The organism is Blastopirellula sp. SH421, assembly GCF_057808535.1.
Map to the genome: position 1 here is coordinate 994,010 of NZ_CM173712.1, position 20,496 is coordinate 1,014,505.

A 20,496-nucleotide genomic window follows, 5' to 3' on the forward strand; every position below is an offset into this window, starting at 1 on the left:
GAGCCTCGGCAGCGGCGACAGTTGGCTACGCCTGCTGTCAATTTCTGCCGTTGCCCTCTTTTGGCGGTTTGCGGGAGCAGCAAATCGGACTATTCTGAAAAGATTCCTCCGCGTCGCTGAGCCTGCTTGCGCCGGCGTCTGATTTCCTTTCGCTAACCACCTGCCGTCTTATGCATCGATTCGCCTTGTTGGGGCTGTTGATTGTTGTCTCCCAAGCTGGCCGAGTTTCGTCTGCCGAGGCAGACCCGTTGCCGCTGGTATTTGCTGACAACTTTGAAAACGGCGCCGGCGCTTGGCGACCGACTGATCCGGCGACCTGGTCGGTGGTCAAGCTGGAGGATGGCAATCACGCGTTCAAGCTGAGCGGCGTCGGCAAGTATCAGCCGCCGCATCGCAGTCCTTTCTCACTAGCGATCCTCAAAGACAAGTTGCTGGGCGACTTCGTCCTAACCGCCAAAGCAAAAACGCTGCAAACGTCACGAGGACATCGCGATATGGTGGTCGCGTGGGGCATGCAGGACGCGGCCCACTTCTACTATGTTCACTTAGGCGAGAAGACCGACGATCACTCGAATCAGATCTTTGTGGTCGACAACGCGCCGCGCATCAAAATCAGCGAAAAAACGAGTCCCGGAACGCCCTGGAAAGATGACACTTGGCATTCGATCAAGATTGTCCGCAAAGTCGAAACGGGACTGATCGAAGTTTACTTCGATGACATGGAAAAACCGCAAATGGTCGCCCATGACAAACGCTTCGCATGGGGACGAATCGCAATCGGCTCTTTCGATGATCTTGGACTGTGGGACGATGTGAAAATTAATGGAGTCGTCGTCCAGCAGCCCCCGCTTAAACCGGCCGCCAAGAAAGAAAAAGAAGCAGCGAAGCCGCCTGTCAAACCAAGTGAAAAGTCCGCCAAGAAACTATCGGCAGCCGATCCCAGCACGCTAGAGTTCATTCGCTGGAGCGGCGACGTAAATGTGCCAGACCCGGTGGCGATCAGTCTCGACAATCAAGGTCGCGCGTACGTCACGCAGACGATGCGGCGCAAGTCGCAAGACCTCGACATCCGGGCCAACACCGACTGGATCCCCGACGACGTTGGCTTTGAGTCGCCTGCCGATAAGCAGGCTTTTTTTCATGCGCAAATGCCGAGCGGCGGACCCGAACCAAAGAAGAAGCGGGTGGACGACGTGAACCAGGATGGCGTCAAAGATTGGCATGACCTGACCGTGTTGTCCGAAAAGATTCATCGCCTAGAAGATGTCGATGGCGACGGAGCTGCCGACAAAATCGAAACCTACGCCGATGGCTTTCAAACCGAAATCACCGGCATCGCCGCCGGCATGTTATGGCATGACGGTGATGTCTTCGCCACGATCGCGCCCGATGTTTGGCGGCTGCGCGATACCAACGGGGACGGCAAAGCGGATCAGCGCGAAATCATGGCGACCGGCTTTGGGTTTCATATCGCCTATGCAGGCCACGACATGCACGGATTGACCGTCGGTCCCGATGGCAAGATCTATTGGTCGGTTGGCGATAAAGGGATTCATGTGGTCTCGCAGGAAGGCCGAGAATTTCGCTATCCCAATCAGGGTGGCGTCATGCGTTGCAATTCAGATGGCAGCGATTTCGAGGTCTTCGCCCACGGTCTGCGCAACGTCCAAGAATTGGCGTTTGACGCGCAGGGCAATCTGTTTGGCGTCGACAATGACTCTGACCAAAAGGGAGAGAAGGAGCGATTCGTCTATATCGCCAAAGGGATCGACGCCGGCTGGCGCTGTAACTATCAATATCGCGGCGAGCGCTACAATCCCTGGATGGAAGAAGAACTGTGGCAAACGCGGCGCGCGGCACAGCCTGCTTATCTGACGCCGCCGTTGGCCTATTCGCTGGATGGACCTGCCGGCTTTGCATTTAATCCTGGTACGGCTCTCAGCCCTCAGTACAAAGACTATTTCTTTTTGACCGGGGCTCCCGGCGGCGTGCAGTTCGCCTTTCAAGCCAAAGCCGCTGGCGCTTCGTTCACCATGATCAATCAGCATAAGATCGGCAACGGCATTCCGTTGGTTGGTATCAACTTTGGCCCCGATGGCGGCTTGTACGGAGTCGATTGGGGCGGCGGATATCCGCTGAACGAAAAAGGCGCTGTCTGGAAAATTGACGTGCCAGGTTCCGCCGATTCGCCAATCCGTACAGAAGTTCGCCAGCTATTGGCCGCCGGCTTCGCCCAACGTGACCCGGCCGAGTTAGCAAAGTTGCTCCAGCATGCCGATCAACGCATCCGGCTCGAAGCGCAATTCCAATTGGTCAAACTTGGCGAACTGGCAACGCTGCAATCGGCTGTGAAACAGAATACTTCGCAACTGGCCCGCTTCCATGCAATCTGGGGATTAGGGCAACTGGCTTGCCAGGGAAATGCAGCAGCGGTCAGCACGCTAGGCGAATTAACCACCGCTGCCGATGCAGAGGTTTTGGCTCAGACGCTCCGCACGATTTCGGATATTCCCCGCTATGCGGGGCCGTCTCTGGTCGCGTTGCTGAAGGATAACAGTCCGCGGGTTCGCTTCTTCGCCGCGCAAGCGCTGGCCGCTCATCCGCAGTCAGGCGACTTGGCGGCAATTGCCGCGATGCTGGCCGAGAACGAGGGCCAAGATCTCTATCTGCGACACGCCGGCGCGATGGCCTTGGCCGCACGAGAGGATATCGCCCAATTGGCTAAACATCCCCAGGCGCAAGTTCGTTTGGCGGCGGTGGTGGCGTTGCGGCAGCAAGCCAATCCGCAGGTTGCAATGTTTCTGAAAGACACCGATCCACGCGTCGTGCAGGAGGCCGTAACAGCAATCCATGACGATTTTTCGATCCCTGCCGCCATGCCAGAACTCGCCTCACTGCTTGAGCAATCGCAGGGCGATAATACTGCCGTGACGATTCGCATGATCAACGCCAATTATCGTTTGGGAGACGCAGCCAGCGCACAGCGGGTAATCGCCTTCGCCAAAAATGACAAGCAGCCGTTAGCGATGCGATTGGAAGCGATTGATGCATTAGCTCAATGGCCCGAAGAGCCGCGACTGGATCGGGTGGATGGTCGCAATCGTGAGAAGTATCGCATCGCGATCGAGCGGAACTTGCCGACGGAAAGCTTGCCGCCGCTGGTCGCTGCATTGCTGGAAGATCCCAGTCAAAAAATTCGTGCTGCGACTTTGGCGATGGCCGACATGCTAGAAATGACGCTGCCTCCGGAGCTCTTGCAGCAGATTGCGTTGGATAACCAGCTGGATACCGAGTTGCGCGTCGAAGCAATGCGCTCTTTGACAACTTCTAAGTCCGATCTCATTCACGCGACGTTGCCCCAGTTTTGGCAAGCAAAATCCGCGGAGCTTCGTTTAGCGACGCTACGACAGATGGAGATGCCGAGGTTTCATGACGTCGGGCTCAATCGGATTGCTCAGTTGCTTGCCAGCAACAAGTGGACGCTGGCTGAAAGGCAAGTTGCGATTTCTCTGTTGGGAAAGATCCCGGGAAAGCAGGCCAACGAGTTGTTGATCACCGAGTTAGAAAAGCACCTCGCGAAAAAGATGCTCGACGTGCAGCTTGAATTAGAAATTGCCGCCGCTGCCAAGTCTTCTGTCTCACCGCAAATCGCTCAGATGGCTCAGCAATTGGCGCCGAGCACTGCTGACATGGCCGTGATCGCGCCGTATCGATCGAGCTTGTTCGGCGGCGACGCCAAGCTGGGCGAAAAAATCTTTATGACCCATTTGGATGCGGCCTGTATTCGCTGTCACCGGATTGGCAAAGCAGGCAGCGACGTCGGACCGGCGCTTGATGGAGTCGCCAAGCGGCGTGACGCCGAGTACCTGCTGCGGGCGATGGTCGCACCCAGCGCTGATATTGATCCGAAATATCGCGCGACCTCTGTCTTGTTGGTTAGCGGCAAGACGGTTCAGGGGATCGTTACCCACGAAGATGACGACAAGTTGGTCCTAAGCGATGCCCTGGGAAAGGAAATCGTGATTCCGCAGGACGACATTGAAGACCTGGCCGAACAGCGGGTCTCGCTGATGCCGGAGATGAGCAAGGTGCTGACCCGTCGCCAACTGCGTGACGTCTCCGCCTATTTGCAGTCGCTTCAATAGGCGAATTTTGCGGTAATTTAGGCCAACCCGCGCGATCCTTCGCGGTCTGAACGGCGTCTGACGGTGGTCCGCGGAGATCATCTATGGCAAGCGGCCAATTTTGCTAGAATTGGAGCCGAAGAGTCAACGTTGAGTCCCCGTAGCTCAACTGGATAGAGCACCCGCCTTCTAAGCGGGATGTTGCAGGTTCGAGCCCTGCCGGGGATACTTTGGAACAAATAACCGTCAATCGATAGCGATTGACGGTTTTTTTTGTGAACGTCTCTGCGGCGACTATTTCACTACCGTCACCGCAGGCGGCTTCCAGCTGCCGTCCAGGATTGAGGGATCATTTTCGGAGGGCCAGTACAGACGTAGCATTAGGATAAATTTATCCTTGGGCGCGGGGAGCCAATTTGATTCTTTGTCGGCCCCGGGGCTTTCGGCCTGGAGATAGAGGTCGACGGAACCATCTTCATTGGTTTTCAGGTTATCGCGGGCACTAATCGAGTAGCGATTCAGCTCGTTCTCGACAAAGAAGTAATCGCCGTTGTACATCGTTAGTGACCAGAAGCCATCAACCGGCGGCAATTCTCCCTTGGCGAAGTGCATCAAATAGTTGTTGGCGCCGTTGTAGGGCTTGCCGTCGGCATCGTCGGTCGAAGTTGGATAGACCGCGTCTTGAGGTCGGTTGGCGCCCAGACCGATCGCGGCGATCAGAGCTCGTTGCGTGTAGGCGGTTCCATAGATACCGGTCTTGGTGGTAAATTCCCAGCCGTTGATATCTTGGCCTGCGACTTTGAAATGCGCCATGATCTTTTCAAAGGAGGCTTTGGGAACCTCCTTTAAAGCGGACTGGACGGCGGGGTCCAATTTATCAAAGGCGAAAGGTTCGCCGGCGGTGATACCCAGGCTCGCCATCTTTGCGATGATCGGCGCGTCGGCTTCGGCAGGCGGATTATCTTTCAACAGCGCTGCGAGCAGCGTGAAGTAGGCCGCGATGTCGAGCGCGTTCACTTGATCGCGGACCGGAGTCTTCATATCGATGGCTGGGTCGACTTTTCCTGGGGGCGGCGTGTAAGGTTTGCCGAACTCCCGAAGCGGGACGACCGAAATCTCCTCCTGCAACTTGTGAACGGAGGCGTAATCTTCCGGCGTGCCGGTACAGTAGATCCGCCCCAAAATCCAGACAATGCTGGTCGGCGATTTGTATTCGGTGACTCCGTCAGGCAATGTTCCCTTCCACCCGGGGCCGGTGATTGCGTATTGCTGCGGGTCTGTGCCGGTGGTTCGTTTGCCCGGCGCCTGGAAGACATCGGTCCAAGCGTCGAGCAGCGGAAACAAATAATATCGGTCATCCGCCTGAGGCAAACTTAGCACCCACGGTTCGTTGGCGACGTCAATCCAAGTGGTTGTATAGAGCGTGTCGGCATTCGGCGCGGTGACGTCGCGGAAGCTTGCATTGGGATACTCTTGCATCCGGATCAGGCTTCCCATTGGCGCCCTGGTTCCGACCGGCTCCGCCACGTTGGTCATGACGCGGCGGGTCATTTCCATCGTGACCAGGGGATAACCATAGATATAGGCATCTTCGGCGATCGCTTGGGCATCAGCAGCGGAAAGCGTCGATTTGGCGACCGCGGCGGGAGGAGTTGCGATCGGCTTTTTATCTGTTTCCGAAGGAGGACTTTTCGTCGAATCGGTAACTGGTTTCGTCTCTTCGGCGCAGCCGGCAAAAGTTCCGCACCAGGCGCCGATCGCCAACATTTTTAAGAAACGCCAATACGAAGATATCACTGCACTATCTCCCAGGTGTTGTAACGGAGGAAAACTGACAAGAGCTAAGGATGGCCCTGGATCGACTAAGCGGCTGTCAGTTTTCAAACAGCTGCGAGTATAGAGCGGCGAGAATGCCAAGAGAAATAAATTCACAAATCTTGACGATAGGGCGTCGATTTTCGCGAATTTTTGCTTCGTCCAATCGTTTTTCTCATCAGAGCACTTTGCAAGTTTCGTCCACTTCCAGTTGTTCGACCAACGGGCCGCTAGGACTCACCACAATGACCTGATAGTTTTTCGCTGCTATAGGCGGATCAATCTCGCGAGCGCTTGAATCAGGGGAGGCTGCAGACTCTTCTCTGGCTCGTTGATCACCATCAGCTGCGGCGGCGGGGAGTTTGTAGTGCAGCGGGGAATTGTAAAAAACGCAGCCACTTTGACGTATGGCTAATGAAGCGGATGCGCAGCTAGCTTGGCTACAATAACCACTAGCAAAGAGGGGGGAGGCCAGATAATCCGCTTTTTTGCCTATTCATCCAAGGTGACATTCGCTGTTCAAGAAAGATGACTCCAGCGAAAAAATTCTCAAGACGCTGCTGCTGACGGTTTCTTCAATTAGACCCCGACGGGTTATTGCGGTGGTTTTGTGGATGCTGCCGTTTGCTTGATTGCCAAACTTCGATAGCATTTGGCTCACCGCTGATCGCCCTGATCATACCACCGAATATTGAAATTTGAGCCGAAACGCCTTCCTGCATTGAGCGGCAGTCGCCCTGTTGTTTCTCGCATGAACTTAGAGTCCAACACGAGTTAGCGGCGTCCACGATTACTCCCCACAATTATCACAGGCAGCAGCAATGCCGAATTCTCCGAAATCGTTGGTCGCCGCTGGCGCCAGCTCTGCGCCGCAGTCGGCTGGTTTTTATGTCACCGGCTACGACGAGATTCGCATTCTGATTGTCGATGCCGCCGCGTCGGATCTCACGCTGGTCAGCGGCTTACTGTCGAATCACAATCGCGGCAATCTGCATGTCGCGACCGCTTCATCCGGCGAAGAGGCGCTGCAATTGATCGCCGCCAACCAGCCGGATGTAGTCCTAACCGATTTGCGGTTGCCGGGGATCGACGGGCTCGCGTTGGTAGAGCAGATACAGAAACAATATCCGTTGATTCCTACGGTCTTGATGACCGCCTGCGGCAGCGAAGAAATCGCGATTCAAGCATTGCAACATGGAGCGGCCAGTTACGTACCCAAACGCATTCTCGCCGGTTCGCTGCTAGAGACGTTGAGTAAGGTGCTTGCCGCAGCGCATCACGATCGCCAGCAAGTTCGGCTGGGCCAATGTTGGAGCAAGACCGAATTTCATTTTGTGCTGGAAAACGACGTCGAATTGATCGGTGCGGTGATTGCTCATATGCAGCACTATCTGAAACAGTTTCGGCATTTGGATGAAGGCCAACTGCTGCACGTTGGTATTGCGCTCGACGAAGCGCTGCGAAATGCAATGCACCACGGAAATCTTGAACTCAGTTCCTCGCTCAAAGAAACAGGGGGGGAGCGTTTCTTTGAAGAAGCAGCCCGCCGCCGGGCGATCGCACCCTATTGTTCGCGTCGCGTCTATTTTACGGCTCGTGAACTAGCGGATGAGTCGCACTATATCGTCCGCGACGAAGGGCCCGGCTTCGACGTTTCGCAGGTCCATTACGATCCCGAAGATTTCCTGCAACTCACGCGTCCTAGCGGCCGCGGTTTATTCTTGATTCGAACGTTTATGGATGACGTGCAATTTAATGAACATGGCAATGAAATTACGATGATCTTTCGCCGCTCCGGCGCTCCATTGACCCATCGAAGTGCTGATAATTAGTCGGAGCGGAAGTCAACCTCCCTCCGATTGGTGCTCTAAAATTGGCCCTTTGCGGTTCGTATTCCCGCAATTCTTGGTCTGGCCGACTGCTGTGACAGCGGGCCAATAGGGGAAGAGAATCTTGGGGCCAAGCTCCCTGTAAGGGAAAAAACGCCGTTAAGGTTTCCAGGCGTTAGTTTAATGCAGGCCATATCAGCAAATAAGCTCAGGGAGAATGACAGCGGGAGCAGAATGCTCCTAAATCGCGTGTAAAGGAACTCAAATCCCGGTAACCCAATTCTCATTGATGCAGCGGGCGAGCAATTTAGAATTTAGGAGTTCCTGGATTTTTTATTTACTCGTCGAAGGCAGCTCATCATGTCACAAAAGAAATCGCTAGCGGGTTTTACGCTTGTCGAATTGTTGGTCGTTATCGCTATTATCGGCGTATTGATTGCTCTGCTGTTGCCGGCTGTTCAGCAGGCTCGCGAAGCTGCTCGCCGCACCCAGTGCGTCAGCAATATGAAGAACGTCGCCTTGGCGATACACAACTATCACGACACCTATCGAAACTTGCCGTATCTCGGGTTCAGCGGCTGGGATGGGGATACGATCTCGTGGGTTGGTCGAGTTCTTCCGTTCCTAGAGCAGAATGCAATTGCCGATTCACTGGATTGGACCGATCGCGTCAACGGCGGACGCAACCCGATCTATCGCGGCACTTCGTTGTCGGTGATGTCTTGCCCGTCTGACAACATGACGGTTGGCGAATCGCAAGCTGGTTTCGGCGATTGGTCACATCAACGGGCCAGCTACGCGGTTTGCGTTGGCAGCACCAACTACAATCAAGAGAACGCCAATAACTGGGATGGTCTGTGGACCTACAGCAACGGCGGCGCCGCCTTTCGCATGAACAAGGTTTATAACCTCTCCGCAGTGACCGACGGCACGAGCAATACCGTCATGTTGGGCGAAGTGCCGGTCAACCAAAGCAATAACGGCTGGCAAGGGGGTTACGCCGTCACGATCTTTAGCAACGGCGCTGGGTTCACTGGATATTTGACCCCCAACACACGCTCGTCCGTCGATGGTGGTCGCCGCTGCTGGGATCCGAACGACTATCCGACGCACAAAATTCCTTGTCACCAATCGGGTCGATGGGAAACCGCCACGTATGCGGCATTTAGCATGCATCCTGGCGGCGTCAATGTGGCTAACTTCGATGGCTCGGTCGCGTTTGTTCCAGAAACGATCGACATCTGGTCGTGGCGCGGAATGACTTCGACCCAAGGTGGAGAAGTCGTTTCTAACTAACGCGATACGGCAAGCGTGACGGCGAACAGCATCTGCACTCTCCGTCTTCCGCTGCTTAAACATCCATGGCGGAGTAGTTTACGATGTTGACAAATAAGTTTTGTGGCGTCTGGGCGGGGATCGGCTTTGCCGCCGTTTTTGTGGCGATGCTTGGGTGCGGTAGAAGTGACGGCATGGTCACGGTCACCGGCAATGTCACTTTTAACGGGGCCCCGATCGAGAGCGGATCCATTTCTTTCACTCCGGTAGATGGCAAAAGTTCGGCAGGCGGAGCGACAATTGAAAATGGAAAGATCGTCCGAGGCCAGTCCTCACCAGGCATGATCGCCGTGCAGATCTACGCCACCAAAGATGTTGTAAAAAAGAATCCGACTGCGGAAGAGATTGAACGCCAGATCTTGTCTGATCAGGTCCAGTATCTACCGGCTCCCTATAATCAGCAGTCGAAATTACGGGTGGAGGTCTCCAACTCTACGCACGATTTTAATTTCGATCTGAACGACAAGGGAGAGATCCCGGCAGGGATGACCGGCAGCTAGCGACGTGGTAATTCAGGAACAGCGCATTAACAAAGGTCGAACTCTCTGGAGTACGGCCTTTGGCGCTTTCTTGGCTGTACAATCTCAGGGGCCTGTTCCTCAGCTTGCTGCCGCCGTCTCAGTCTTGCGTTTCTTCAGTCGCTGAATCTCCCGCAGAACTTTGCGCAGCTTTCGTCCGCTGGCCGAACTGCTGCTCAAGTGCTCGGCGCCTAGCGATCTGCTGATCTCGCTCGATCAGAATCAAGTTGCGCGTCGCCATCATGTCGACCATCGCCAGCACCACCATCCACACGATCAACAGCATCACGCAGCCCCAATAGATGAGGAAGAAGATCGAGCGGGGGACGAAATGGCCGATCATGATCGCCGCCGCTAGGGCGGCCAGAATATGACACACCGCCATCCGGCGCTGAAACTGCAAACGGAGAAAGTTGCGCCGATAGTCCGGCAGCGAGGCATCCGCCGCAGCGCGGCGCCAAGCCGCTAGATGCGTCGCATGCATCACAATCGCGACGCATAAGATTAAAGCTGAAAGAATGGCCGAAGCGAGCATGAATGTCCAGCATTCTTAAAAAGGGGAAAGCTGCGCGGCGAAGTCCTTACCGCGAAGGCTCCAGTTCGTTTAGCCAGGTCAAGACCGTCTTGCCAACCTTGGCAAGCGAAAACGCCGAACAATTAGCCGGCACATCTTTTTCGGTGTGCCAGTACTTGGGGCCATAACCTGGATTCGGATAATCAAAATCGATAATATCGCAGGTCGGGATTTTGGCGATGTCGTTTAGCACCAGATGGTCGTCCCGCACTTCATGTCGCGGCCGAGCGATGAATTCTCGAATTCCCAGTTTCCGCGCGGTTCCCCAGATCGCTTGCACCAGCGGACGCACTTCTGGATATCGCAAACTGTTCTTCTCTTCATAAATTTGCAAATCCTTGTCCCCCACCATGTCTAGCAATACCCCATAGCGATAGCGATGGGCCGGCGGATTCTGGGCGTAATCACGAGCAAAATATTCCGATCCGAGAAAGTAGGGATCGCGGCGATTATCGTAGACGAGCTCCTCGCCATCAAAGAAGACGATGTCGACTCCGACATCCGATTGCAGTTGGGGCAGGTGCCGGGCCAACTCGCAGAGCACGGCGACGCCGCTTGCTCCATCATTGGCGCCGACAAATGTTCCCCGCGGATTGAGCGGATCTTGATCGGGAAAGGGACGCGTGTCGTAATGAGCGCACAACAGGATGCGTTCTGGTCGATCGGGATGAAACTGCGCAATCAGGTTGGCCATCGGAACGCGTGAGCCATCTTCGGGATGGCGGACTTCAAACTCTTGACGCGTCACCGTGCCGCCGGCCGCTTCGAGGATCTTGGTCAGATACTGTTGCTGACGCGCCATCCCCGGCGATCCGCTGGCACGCGGTCCGATCTCGCACATCCCTTCGAGGTACTCCATCGCTTTGGCGCCATCGAATGGTGCGTAGTCGGACAGCTTTTCGGCGGCGACAGTCGCCGCAGCTGGCTGCCGCGAGGTTTGAAACTGGGAGACGGCCAGGTATCCGAGTACGCCGACTGCGACGGCAATCATCGCCGCCAGAAACAGGGTCGCCCCATCAAATTTGCGCATTATCTTTTCCATCGCATTCCGCTAAGCGAGAAGGTTAGGATCGATTATACGGCGCCAATAGCTAGGCCGCTTCCCGACTTTGGTGCTGAAAGAGAGAATCAATCGCGTCGATCACCATCGAGGTCGAAATCGCCCGCATTGCTTCGTTGCCGGCTCGAGCTCGTTGACGCGAAGAAAGTGGCTGGTAATAGGCTTGCACGACCTGTTGGTGCGGCCCCAAAGGGGAGCAAACTTCGATCGGCGTGACCCCAAACAGGGCAATGCAGGGGGTTTCGACCGCTGCGGCCAGATGCAGCGGGCCCGTGTCGCAGCCGACAAACAGATTGGCTCCGCGATAGAGCTCCTTCAATTGCGGCAGCGCCAGCTTCGGTGCGATCACCGCCGCTCCCTTTGACAGTTGGGCAATCTCTTCAGCCCAATCGGCTTCTTGTTCGTTTCCCCAAGTAATTAGCGATGGCAATTGATACTTGGTTCGCAAATGTTTGGCTACTTCGGCAAATCGCTGCGGCATCCAAGTTTTGCTGAACCAACCGGCCCCCGGGTTTAGGACGGCGAAATTGCCTGTGCGGTCGAGTTCGCGACGAATCATTGCGACGTCGGTTCGCGCACGCTCGTCAATCGGCAGGCGAAACTCAATTGCCGGCGAATAAATGTCGACCGCCTGGGCGAGCTCTAAGTAGCGGCGGACCACATGCTTTTGTTGGGGCGTGATCTGCTCGGTCGCTAGATTTGGCGCTAGTTCGCGGGCTTGTCCCCGAGAGAACGACACACGTCGTGGAGCCCCGCTAAGCCAGGCTGCAGCAGCGCTTTTGGTAAGACCTTGGACGTCGAAGGCAATGTCAAACTTTACTGCCTGAAGTTGGCGGCGCAGCGAGAAAATTTCGCTGGGACGCTTCAGCCAGCCTTTGCGGACAGTCAACAATTGATCAAGGCAGGGGTGCCCCGCTAGAATTTGAGCGGCGACTGGTTCGGTAAGCCAGGTGATGTGGGCGCCGGGGAATTTTGCTCGCAAGGCGCAGAGCAGCGGGAGCGTAAGTATCGCGTCTCCCAACGCACTAAGTCGAACGATTAGTATCCGCGGCGAATCGGTGGTAGCCATGGCCGCATTCCTTCCCTGAAAGTCGAACGCGCCAATTCGTAATGCTATCCGTGCAGCGAGACCCGTTCGATTGAGTTTCCGCATCTTAAATTGCTGCGACCTTTCAAGGCAAGGTGAACCGCAGCTTGGCATCCTCTCTGTTCACAGGTGTTTGCATGTCCTCGCTCGGTGATTTCTCGCAGCAAGCAGCAGCATACGGCACATCGCGACCCAGCTATCCGGCCGAATTTATTTCGTTGCTAGCAGCACAGGCAGGCGTTTCCGACGGCGATCCAGTGGTGGATCTCGGCGCAGGCACGGGAATCTTCTCTCAGGTCTTGGCCAACGCCGGCTTGCGCGTGACCGCCGTAGAGCCCAATCAAGCGATGCGGCGGCAGGCTAACATCCCCGGCGTCACTTGGGTCGACGGTACGTTTGAAGCAACCAACCTGCCAGATCAGTCGCAAGCTTGGGCCGTCGCCGCCCAGGCATTTCACTGGGCGCTGCCTCAAAAGGCGCTGCCGGAAATCAGCCGCATCCTTCAGCCCCGGCAGAGATTCACGATCCTCTGGAACAACCGCGTCGCTGCCACCGGAACCATCGTCGGCTGGACCGAGCAGGCGATCCAGCGTCATGTGCCAGAGTTCAGCGAGGCTTACCGCAATCGCGGTTGGGACCAAACGCTTGAGTCAACCGGCGATTTTCGCTTCGTCGGTCGTAACGAAACGAAGCACACCGTGCTGATGTCACCAGACCGCTATCTGCAGCTCTGGCGCAGTCATAACCGTTTAAGTCACATCGCCGGATCCCAGCGTTTAGAACTGCTTTTGACCGAACTCGCCGAGTACCTAAAGCAAACCGAAGTGCCGCAAATAGAAGTCGTCTACAAGTGCGAAGCCTGGACGGCTGAGCGCGTGGGGTAGGGCAGACCTTGGCCTGTCGCCGCCCCTTTGAAATTTCTATCCCAGCCAGTTTGCCCCTGCATCGCCTCGATTTCGTCGATCGTTAGTCGCGGCCTGTGCTATACGGGCGGCCGATTAAAACTCGCCCAATACTTCGGCGCCTTGGGTGGTCGATAGGGCTCGCCAGGTGTCGAGTTGGATGTTCTCTGAGATGAACCCAGACGAACCATCGCAGCGCAGCGCCTGGACGCCGCCGGGGTGGCGACTGCGCGAGGCCATCATCACCGGGTTGCTGGTCGATGACGCGGTGCAGGGGAGGTTGGCCTGCGGATCGTTTTTGCAGGTGCCGTTGTAAACGTCGGGCTGCGAGGTGTTCGGGGGCAGGTAGGTCGTAAATTGCGATGCGTCTCCCCACCAAGTGAAACCGCGCAGATCGGTCGATTTTCCTTGCAGGACTTCTGACGCTAATAGCGTGTTGGAGGTCCCGTCAAGAATATCGCGTAGTCCGTAAAACTTGATCGACGTGGAGGAATTTTGGGAAAACGGCGCTTTACCAAAGGTGACGCCGTTCAGCGTAGTTTGCTGCAGATAACCCGTATTGCCATAGTTGACGGCGTAATTGTGCGAAGTCAGGTTCACGCCGCTGGTCGCGATGGGCGCGTTCGGTTCGTCGCTGGGGCAAGTCAACGTTTGAATCCGCGTACTGGTAACGTCGACATTCATCGGACTGCTGTACCTGTAGTCGTTGTCCCATAGTCTCTGCTCGTAGTTGTTATACAGATTGCCCAGTTCCATCTGCGGCAGGATCGCCAACTGCCAGCTTCCCAAGCAGCAGCCGTAGACGCCCGCAGGCAGACTGTTGAACGTGTCGTGATAGGTGTGCATCGCCAGGCCGAGCTGCTTTAAGTTGTTGGAGCATTGCATGCGCCGAGCCGCTTCGCGGGCTTGCTGTACTGCCGGCAGTAGCAGCGCGATCAGGACTCCAATAATTGCGATGACGACTAGTAGTTCGACGAGCGTGAACCCGCGTGATTGGTTGCGTTGATTAGTCATGGTTACTGTTCCGGGATATTGAATAAGAAAAGAGAGATCTGCACGTATAACTTGCTGCGATTAGGGGATCGCCAGATCAAAGCGGTTGTCACCGCCATCTTCGACGGTCAGGGTTTGATCGCTTTTGGTATTCCAAGTGGCAGGAACGCGTTCTTTAGGAAGCCGGCGGCTTTCGCCGGGAGCTTCGCCTTCGGGCCAATCCATCGCTGTTGGATCAGGGCTGTAAATCCGCACCGTATAGGTTCCCGGCGGCAGACCCCGTTGTTGTGCAATCGAGAACTCGCCGTTTTCAATCACGGCGCCCCCGCTGGTTCCTAATGAAGAGTCTTGTGGCTCTAGCGAAATGGAGCCGCTCTCGAGCGGCTGACCTTTTAAAGTGACCGAGCCGGAGACCGGCTGACGGTTCAAACCGTCGCGGGGAGAACCGCAACCCACAAGTAGCGGCAGCAGCCCTACGGCGACTGCGCAGCCTAGTAGGAGGAGACGAAGCATGAATGCACTCCTGGGGAAAGAATCGAATGAAAGGATGAGTCGCGATCTTTTCTCGGCCAGGGCCAAGCTAAGGAGCCAAGGATAAAGCTCTTTAGATGTCACGTTATATCATGTGCACTTATTCTTCCATAGTTTTCACGGGTTGGCTAGAGAAAAGATGTCAGAAGCCGATGAATTGTTGCCCCTCCCCACCGAATCGCGGTCGACTCCGTCGCTGGAGGGGCGCCTGTTTCAAGAGATAAGATTGTGATCGGACCAAGGAGGAGGGTCGTTTAGGGGATGGGATGGCGATCCGTCGAGGCAGGTGCGTCTCATGCATGCAGACTTGGAACTCAATTCAATCAGCATGGCTTTCACTTTCCCAATCGGGGTAGCGATGGATAGACAACTTTCGCCATTTGTGTCACAACAAAAAGAGCGGTTTCTAAGCGAAAGCTCAAATTCAATGCTGGCGTAGGTGTGGCCGCCGCTCATCACGGAATAGATTTGTGGTTACAGGTCCTCTCCCCACTAAAGTCAAACTTGCGAACTCGACAGCCCAACCGGCGGTCGCCAAGTCTGGGGTAGGTCTGTCAAATCTGCAGTATGCAATGCTGGTGGTCTGCGCCCTCACCCAGGCAATCACCATTCTCTACACTTGGCCGCTCTGGCAGGTTCGCCAAACGCCGGTTCATTTGCCGCTGATCGAGCTTCCGCAGATCCCGTTTGGGGTTTGGTTGCTTCTGACGCTCGTATTTCTGCTCATTCGTCCGCGGTGGGGATTGGTGATTCATGCGAGTACGCTCTTGCTTTCGTTTGTCTTTGATCAGTTCCGGACGCAGCCGCAGTTTATTGCGACCGCCGTGTTGATGGCGGCAACTATTGACCCGCGCGGTATGCAGTTGGTGCGCTGGTTTCTGGCGTCGCTTTGGACATGGGCCGGGCTGCACAAACTGCTCTCACCGGACTGGCTGGGAGTGAACGCGTTGGAGATGACATCGTCGCTTGGGCTTGATCCAGCCGCATACGGCGAGTTGTTTGGCTGGGGCGTCGGGCTGGGGGAGTTGAGCGTCGGCTTGCTGGCGATCTTTCAACCGCGCTGGGCGGCGATCCCTTGCGCACTGATGCATCTCGGAATCATCCTTTTTTTGTCGCCGCTTGCCTACAACTGGAACTACAGCGTGATCCCCTGGAACCTCTGCACGGCGATCGTCGGCTGTTGGTTACTGGCCAGCATTCCTAATCCCTTGCCAAAGGCTCGCTGGGAATGGTTGGCGGCCGGCGTGCTCCTCGTCTATCCAGCCGGATTTTACGTCGGCTGGATCGATCACGGCATCGCCAGCGTCCTCTATTCTGGCAACTTGCCGGATGGTCTGATCACCACCAAGTCGGGCGTAGAATATATTGATGGCTGGGGCGAACTCAACGTTCCGTTTCCGAATGAGCGGCGATTGTTGCGACAGTACTTCTCTCGATCCGCACCCCCGGGCGCAAAATTGCATATCGCCGATACGCGATATGCGCTCGACGATTTGTATTACGTCAAACAGCCGGATGGCCAGATCGAGCGGATTGAGTCGGACGAGTTTCATGCTTCCGCGCCAGGCGTCGTCGCCGGAGTCGGACTAGACGATCGGCGCTCTGTTTTTTTGCTGGGCAATCGCGGCGTGATCATGTTAACGCGAGCCGAAAACTCGCCGATTTATGCGGTCCGCATTGCTCCCGACATCTATCGCACCGACTTGCTGCGACTGTTGGCGGGCCTCCCGAACCTAGAGCAGTTGGATCTGACAGGCTGCGCGATCACCGATGAAGATCTGCAAAACCTGCCGCTGCTCCCCAAGCTAGAAGGGATCGGAATCGATGAGACGAAGATCTCCGACGTAGGCCTGAAAGCATTGTTGCGGCAACCGCGACTGACCTATGTAGAAAGCGAAGGTTCGTTAATCACTGCGGCAGGGTTAGAAGCGTACGAGCAAAGTCGATCACGACAGTGATTAAGGGCTTTAGTAAAATCGAACCGAGAGTCCGCTGCCGACAAAATAATCATCGGCGGCGTCATTTAGGCCGACCCCTCCGCGAATATCCCATTGAAGATTGTCATTCAGCAGATAGGTGAAGCCGCCGTTGAAATAGTATTCTGGCTTCATTGATTGCGCATCGTGGGGCAACAATGCGTAACATTCGGTGTAGGCGCCTAATTTGTCGGTCAGAGAATAGCCAACGGTCCATGACTGGGCCCACTCGGTATAGACGTCATCCGTTACATCATCGATCGCCAAGTTAAACTGCGTGCTGCCGGCAGTCGTAAGAAAATCGCTCACTTCCCACCCGTAAGCCCAGTTGAGTCCCGGCAAAACGCGCCCCGCCGTAAAATCGTCAGCGCCGGTTGGAACCGTTGTCTGGGCGATCAGCACCATCTCCGGCAAGATTCCCTCTTGCGGCGTTAAGCCAATGTCGCAGGCCAGATACAAGTCTTCGCTGCCGACAAGGTCGTCTAGTACGCTCGATTGTTGGCCGTAGTTCCATGAGACGCGTAGCTCCAACCAATCGGCCAGGACGCCAAAACGCAATAATGTTTCAGGAAACGAGTGAGCAGCTCCAGCCACCGCATCATTGTCATAGGTGTAGGTATAGCCCATTTCAACTTGGGCGACGCCGCGGCCGACGGTCGAACTTGCCGAGGTAAAATCTGGTCGATCAGTCACCAGCGGTTTGTCCAGATCTGGCCCGCCTGAGAAGCTGGTTCCGTAGCTCCACTGCATGAGCGTCCCTCGCCGTTGATGCTCGCAGGGACCGTACGTGCGGAGAATGTCGCTCGCCGATTGGCTGGGATCAAAGCACGTTCCGCTCAGGCATGACTCAGCGGCAAGCTCTGGCGCTTCGTCAGCCCAAGCATTGATGTTCCCTAGCCAGCAAGCCATCCCTAGCGTCAGCGCAATACGGTTCCAGCGCAAAGGAATCTTCGGTCGAAGCATGCGGAGATTCTGAAAATGGCTGGCGCGTATCAATTCGGAACTGGTGACTGCAAATTGAGAATTTAGCAGTTGTGGGTTACCGTCACTATCGTCGCAGGAGGCGACTAGGGATAATCAAAGACGCCGCTTCTGCAGAGAAAAGCTGGAAGATGCTAGCAAACCCTGTGGCAGCTTGCTTTAGTCATGCAGTTCGATCTTGACGTGATTCTTTTCTCCCGCTTTGACTTCGGCGGTGATTCCGCTGGTCGAGAAGCTCATGTATTGTTGCGGGATCAGTGACTTGGGAACCGGCATTTCTACACCCGGCTCGACCGGCGCAGCAGTCCCGGCGTCAAGCTCGGTCGCATTGATTAGCACGGCGTGCGTCCCCACGATCGCGCCGTCTCCATCACGATAGGTAGAGAGCGTAAATCTGCCATCCTTGCCGATCATGCCGGTCGCAGGCGACCCTGCTTGAGGTCGAAAGCTGACGCTACCATAAGGCAGCGGTTTGCCTTTGTAGCTCACTTCACCAGAGACCGGCGCAGTCTCAAGTCCATTGTTGCCGCCACATCCAGCGAGCAACATGCAGAGGCCTAAGCCAAACGCGATTCGATCGAAACCAAGCATCGTATTCTCCCGAGACATCTTACTTTCGCCGGTCAGGCAAGCACACCGAAATGGTACGCGGCTAGGGAAGCGGCGCCGTTTCGCCGCCGCTGATCGTCGCCAGCGAACGGTAGACATCAAAGTCAATCGTCTCTGGTACAAAGTGAACGCTGGCGTCGGCCACCGAAAAATTGACCCCGCCTGGATGCAGACTGGTGAACGGCAAATGATTAAACGCTACGCCGGTCAAGCGATCGCGCCGAGAGTTCACCGTGTCTTGATAGATCGCCTTTGTGCTGTAACAAGCCTGGTTGGTCAACGCGCCGATCACCCAGACGCGTACATTGCCGGGGAAGCCGCCGTTTGTTCCAGATTTATCTCGATGCGTATATTCGCCGATCATGATTGTGTTGCTAAGTCCATCGGTCACTTCCGCCACGCGACGAGAGCCATCGATCCGAAAAACTCCGTTGCTCGGAAACTTGCCATGTGCCGAAGTCGTCAGGTTTTGGTCCAAGGTTGCGCTGTTGTAGAAAACCCCGCCTACGGCCTGATAAGTGAACAATGCTCCGTCCGAGTATGCAATTGACGAAGTGCTGATCGGCTGGCCGTCAAAGCTAGGGCAGAAGAACGCATTGACCTGCGATTTTCTCACGATGGCGTTTTGCGTCGAGTCAGGCGCCTTCGTAAAGTCGTACCGCTCGTACAAAGCGTTTTGCTCCAAAAAAGGCAAGATCGCGACCGCAAAACTGTGCGAATTCCAGACGCCGGTCGCCGGTACATAAAATGCCCCCGGCGGAAGTTGCGACGAATAGGTGTCCATGTAGGTATGGCAGGCCAATCCCATTTGTTTGAGATTGTTGGTGCACTGCATTCGCCGAGCTGCTTCGCGGGCCTGTTGAACTGCCGGCAATAAAAGCGCAATCAAGACGCCGATAATCGCAATCACGACCAACAGTTCGACCAGCGTAAATCCATGCGTTTTGCGCATTGGAAGACCCTATGGGATTAGATGATGAAGAGATAAGGAAACTCGCTACACGGCTGAGTCTGCTGGCGACGCTGAACACTTGCCAAGATTTGCGGATATATAAATTCCAGGCAAAATAGCGAATTCATGCGATTAGAGGGAAGTTGCTCATCGCTAGCCCAGCATTAGGGTAATTCTATGCGAATTGACCAGCGCGCAAAACTGATATCGTCAGGAATTGCTGAAAAAAACAAGGAAAGAGAGCTTTTTTGCGATTAGCTGCACTGGGTAAACATTGTTCTCTTGGCGGAAGCGGGAGCATCAACTTGCGCACAAGGTGAACCATCTTCCCTGCTTAGGAGAGCGGAATCTCTTGTTGATCGTATGCCAACTGCATATGGCAAGGGAGTTTGGCGTTTGTCTCTTGATGATCCATGCGGCAAGAGACATGCGTGAAATAGGTTTGCTTGGCCCCTATTTTCTCGGCCATGGCGACCGCTTCAGCGAGCGAAAAATGGGTCGGATGGGGATCGGGACGGAGAGCGTCGAGGATCAGCACATCCAGGCCATCCAGCAGCGGCAGGCTTTCGACCGGGATCTCGTTGGTATCGGTGCAATAGGCGATATTGCCAATGCGAAAGCCGAGGACATCAAAACGAGGGCCATGCTTTAAACGAATCGGCGTTACCAGAGCGCCCAGCACTGAAAACGGGCTGAGGCCAATTCGCTGGATATCCAACGCCGGCGCTGCGCCGATATGAGTCGGCGTTAAATCCGAAAACGCGTAGCCGTAAGCAAGGCGAATTTGCTTTTCAACGGCTTCTTCGCAGTACAGCGGCACGCCGTGTCCCAGGTAGAACTGGAAAATCCGTAGGTCATCCAAGCCGTACAGATGATCGGCATGCTGATGCGTGTAGGCGACGGCGTGTACGATCCCAATATCTTCGCGCAGGAGTTGCGATCGCATGTCTGGCGGAGTGTCCACCAGCAGATTTCCCTCGGGAAGTCCCCAAATGGCTGAGCAGCGCATCCGCTTGTTGTGAGGGTCACTGCTAGCACAAACAGGGCATCCGCATCCAATCGAGGGGACGCCGGCTGAGGTGCCGGTACCGAGGAGAATCAATTTCCCCCGAATATCGCGAGTTTTTGCAGGTTTGACGGCGAGATTCAAAAGGGGATTGACCTAAGGTGTTGAGGAAACAAGCGTTTGGGCAAGTCGCCGAATGCTTGC

Annotated in this window: 16 protein-coding genes and 1 tRNA gene; 7 read left to right on the forward strand and 10 right to left on the reverse strand. The window is 55.5% G+C overall.

The window, feature by feature from the left end; genetic code table 11:
• Positions 1-170 precede the first annotated feature (170 nt).
• On the forward strand, positions 171-4,145 hold the full coding sequence (locus tag SH421x_RS04065) for a PVC-type heme-binding CxxCH protein (RefSeq protein WP_488854118.1): 3,975 nt from the start codon (positions 171-173) through the stop codon (positions 4,143-4,145).
• A gap of 133 nt (positions 4,146-4,278) precedes the next feature.
• Positions 4,279-4,352 (forward strand) — tRNA-Arg (locus SH421x_RS04070).
• Between the two features lie 66 nt (positions 4,353-4,418).
• Here SH421x_RS04070 and SH421x_RS04075 read toward each other — a convergent pair.
• A complete protein-coding gene (locus SH421x_RS04075) occupies positions 4,419-5,921 on the reverse strand; it encodes a DUF1254 domain-containing protein (RefSeq protein ID WP_488854119.1) in 1,503 nt (500 codons plus the stop codon).
• A gap of 839 nt (positions 5,922-6,760) precedes the next feature.
• On the opposite strand from SH421x_RS04075, the gene SH421x_RS04080 reads away from it, so the two are divergent.
• The 3 genes from SH421x_RS04080 (at position 6,761) to SH421x_RS04090 (ending at position 9,603) form a co-directional block, all read left to right on the forward strand.
• A complete protein-coding gene (locus tag SH421x_RS04080; RefSeq protein ID WP_488854120.1) occupies positions 6,761-7,771 on the forward strand; it encodes an ATP-binding protein in 1,011 nt (336 codons plus the stop codon).
• A gap of 357 nt (positions 7,772-8,128) precedes the next feature.
• Positions 8,129-9,064, forward strand: a complete 936-nt coding sequence (locus SH421x_RS04085; protein ID WP_488854121.1) for a DUF1559 family PulG-like putative transporter — start codon at positions 8,129-8,131, stop codon at positions 9,062-9,064.
• An 83-nt stretch (positions 9,065-9,147) separates the two neighbouring features.
• The gene (locus SH421x_RS04090) at positions 9,148-9,603 is read left to right on the forward strand and encodes a hypothetical protein (RefSeq protein ID WP_488854122.1); all 456 of its coding nucleotides are present in this window, start codon (positions 9,148-9,150) and stop codon (positions 9,601-9,603) included.
• 118 nt (positions 9,604-9,721) lie between these two features.
• Here the strand turns inward: SH421x_RS04090 and SH421x_RS04095 are convergent, their stop codons facing one another.
• The 3 genes from SH421x_RS04095 to SH421x_RS04105 all read right to left on the reverse strand — a co-directional run bounded on the left by SH421x_RS04095 (position 9,722) and on the right by SH421x_RS04105 (position 12,324).
• Positions 9,722-10,156, reverse strand: coding sequence for a hypothetical protein (locus SH421x_RS04095; RefSeq protein ID WP_488854123.1), 435 nt, complete (start codon positions 10,154-10,156; stop codon positions 9,722-9,724).
• Positions 10,157-10,202: 46 nt separating this feature from the next.
• Positions 10,203-11,225, reverse strand: coding sequence for a M28 family peptidase (locus SH421x_RS04100; protein WP_488854124.1), 1,023 nt, complete (start codon positions 11,223-11,225; stop codon positions 10,203-10,205).
• Between the two features lie 61 nt (positions 11,226-11,286).
• Complete coding sequence (locus tag SH421x_RS04105; protein ID WP_488854125.1) at positions 11,287-12,324, reverse strand: glycosyltransferase family 9 protein; 1,038 nt, start codon at positions 12,322-12,324, stop codon at positions 11,287-11,289.
• A gap of 155 nt (positions 12,325-12,479) precedes the next feature.
• Between SH421x_RS04105 and SH421x_RS04110 the strand changes: the two genes are divergently transcribed.
• Positions 12,480-13,226 (forward strand): class I SAM-dependent methyltransferase, encoded by a 747-nt coding sequence (locus SH421x_RS04110; protein ID WP_488854126.1) that lies wholly within the window; start codon positions 12,480-12,482, stop codon positions 13,224-13,226.
• Positions 13,227-13,340: 114 nt separating this feature from the next.
• Here SH421x_RS04110 and SH421x_RS04115 read toward each other — a convergent pair whose 3' ends face one another.
• Positions 13,341-14,258 carry a DUF1559 family PulG-like putative transporter gene (locus SH421x_RS04115; protein WP_488854127.1) on the reverse strand — a complete coding sequence of 306 codons (918 nt, stop codon included), beginning with the start codon at positions 14,256-14,258 and terminating at the stop codon, positions 13,341-13,343.
• Between the two features lie 60 nt (positions 14,259-14,318).
• Entirely contained in the window at positions 14,319-14,750 is a 432-nt protein-coding gene (locus tag SH421x_RS04120; protein ID WP_488854128.1) for a carboxypeptidase-like regulatory domain-containing protein, read from the reverse strand.
• A gap of 488 nt (positions 14,751-15,238) precedes the next feature.
• On the opposite strand from SH421x_RS04120, the gene SH421x_RS04125 reads away from it, so the two are divergent.
• Positions 15,239-16,726, forward strand: a complete 1,488-nt coding sequence (locus SH421x_RS04125; RefSeq protein ID WP_488854129.1) for a DoxX family protein — start codon at positions 15,239-15,241, stop codon at positions 16,724-16,726.
• A 9-nt stretch (positions 16,727-16,735) separates the two neighbouring features.
• Here SH421x_RS04125 and SH421x_RS04130 read toward each other — a convergent pair whose 3' ends face one another.
• The 4 genes from SH421x_RS04130 to SH421x_RS04145 all read right to left on the reverse strand — a co-directional run bounded on the left by SH421x_RS04130 (position 16,736) and on the right by SH421x_RS04145 (position 20,436).
• Positions 16,736-17,707, reverse strand: coding sequence for a transporter (locus SH421x_RS04130; RefSeq protein WP_488854130.1), 972 nt, complete (start codon positions 17,705-17,707; stop codon positions 16,736-16,738).
• A 177-nt stretch (positions 17,708-17,884) separates the two neighbouring features.
• Positions 17,885-18,316 (reverse strand): hypothetical protein, encoded by a 432-nt coding sequence (locus SH421x_RS04135; RefSeq protein ID WP_488854131.1) that lies wholly within the window; start codon positions 18,314-18,316, stop codon positions 17,885-17,887.
• A gap of 61 nt (positions 18,317-18,377) precedes the next feature.
• Positions 18,378-19,286, reverse strand: a complete 909-nt coding sequence (locus tag SH421x_RS04140) for a DUF1559 family PulG-like putative transporter (RefSeq protein ID WP_488854132.1) — start codon at positions 19,284-19,286, stop codon at positions 18,378-18,380.
• Between the two features lie 334 nt (positions 19,287-19,620).
• Complete coding sequence (locus SH421x_RS04145) at positions 19,621-20,436, reverse strand: MBL fold metallo-hydrolase (protein WP_488854133.1); 816 nt, start codon at positions 20,434-20,436, stop codon at positions 19,621-19,623.
• Positions 20,437-20,496 lie beyond the last annotated feature (60 nt).

Coding starts and splice junctions, on each gene's coding strand:
- SH421x_RS04065 (WP_488854118.1), top strand. CDS start 171: ATGCATCGATTCGCCTTGTTGGGGCTGTTGATTGTTGTCTCCCAAGCT.
- SH421x_RS04080 (WP_488854120.1), top strand. CDS start 6,761: ATGCCGAATTCTCCGAAATCGTTGGTCGCCGCTGGCGCCAGCTCTGCG.
- SH421x_RS04085 (WP_488854121.1), top strand. CDS start 8,129: ATGTCACAAAAGAAATCGCTAGCGGGTTTTACGCTTGTCGAATTGTTG.
- SH421x_RS04090 (WP_488854122.1), top strand. CDS start 9,148: ATGTTGACAAATAAGTTTTGTGGCGTCTGGGCGGGGATCGGCTTTGCC.
- SH421x_RS04095 (WP_488854123.1), bottom strand. CDS start 10,156: ATGCTCGCTTCGGCCATTCTTTCAGCTTTAATCTTATGCGTCGCGATT.
- SH421x_RS04100 (WP_488854124.1), bottom strand. CDS start 11,225: ATGCGCAAATTTGATGGGGCGACCCTGTTTCTGGCGGCGATGATTGCC.
- SH421x_RS04105 (WP_488854125.1), bottom strand. CDS start 12,324: ATGGCTACCACCGATTCGCCGCGGATACTAATCGTTCGACTTAGTGCG.
- SH421x_RS04110 (WP_488854126.1), top strand. CDS start 12,480: ATGTCCTCGCTCGGTGATTTCTCGCAGCAAGCAGCAGCATACGGCACA.
- SH421x_RS04115 (WP_488854127.1), bottom strand. CDS start 14,258: ATGACTAATCAACGCAACCAATCACGCGGGTTCACGCTCGTCGAACTA.
- SH421x_RS04120 (WP_488854128.1), bottom strand. CDS start 14,750: ATGCTTCGTCTCCTCCTACTAGGCTGCGCAGTCGCCGTAGGGCTGCTG.
- SH421x_RS04130 (WP_488854130.1), bottom strand. CDS start 17,707: ATGCTTCGACCGAAGATTCCTTTGCGCTGGAACCGTATTGCGCTGACG.
- SH421x_RS04135 (WP_488854131.1), bottom strand. CDS start 18,316: ATGCTTGGTTTCGATCGAATCGCGTTTGGCTTAGGCCTCTGCATGTTG.
- SH421x_RS04140 (WP_488854132.1), bottom strand. CDS start 19,286: ATGCGCAAAACGCATGGATTTACGCTGGTCGAACTGTTGGTCGTGATT.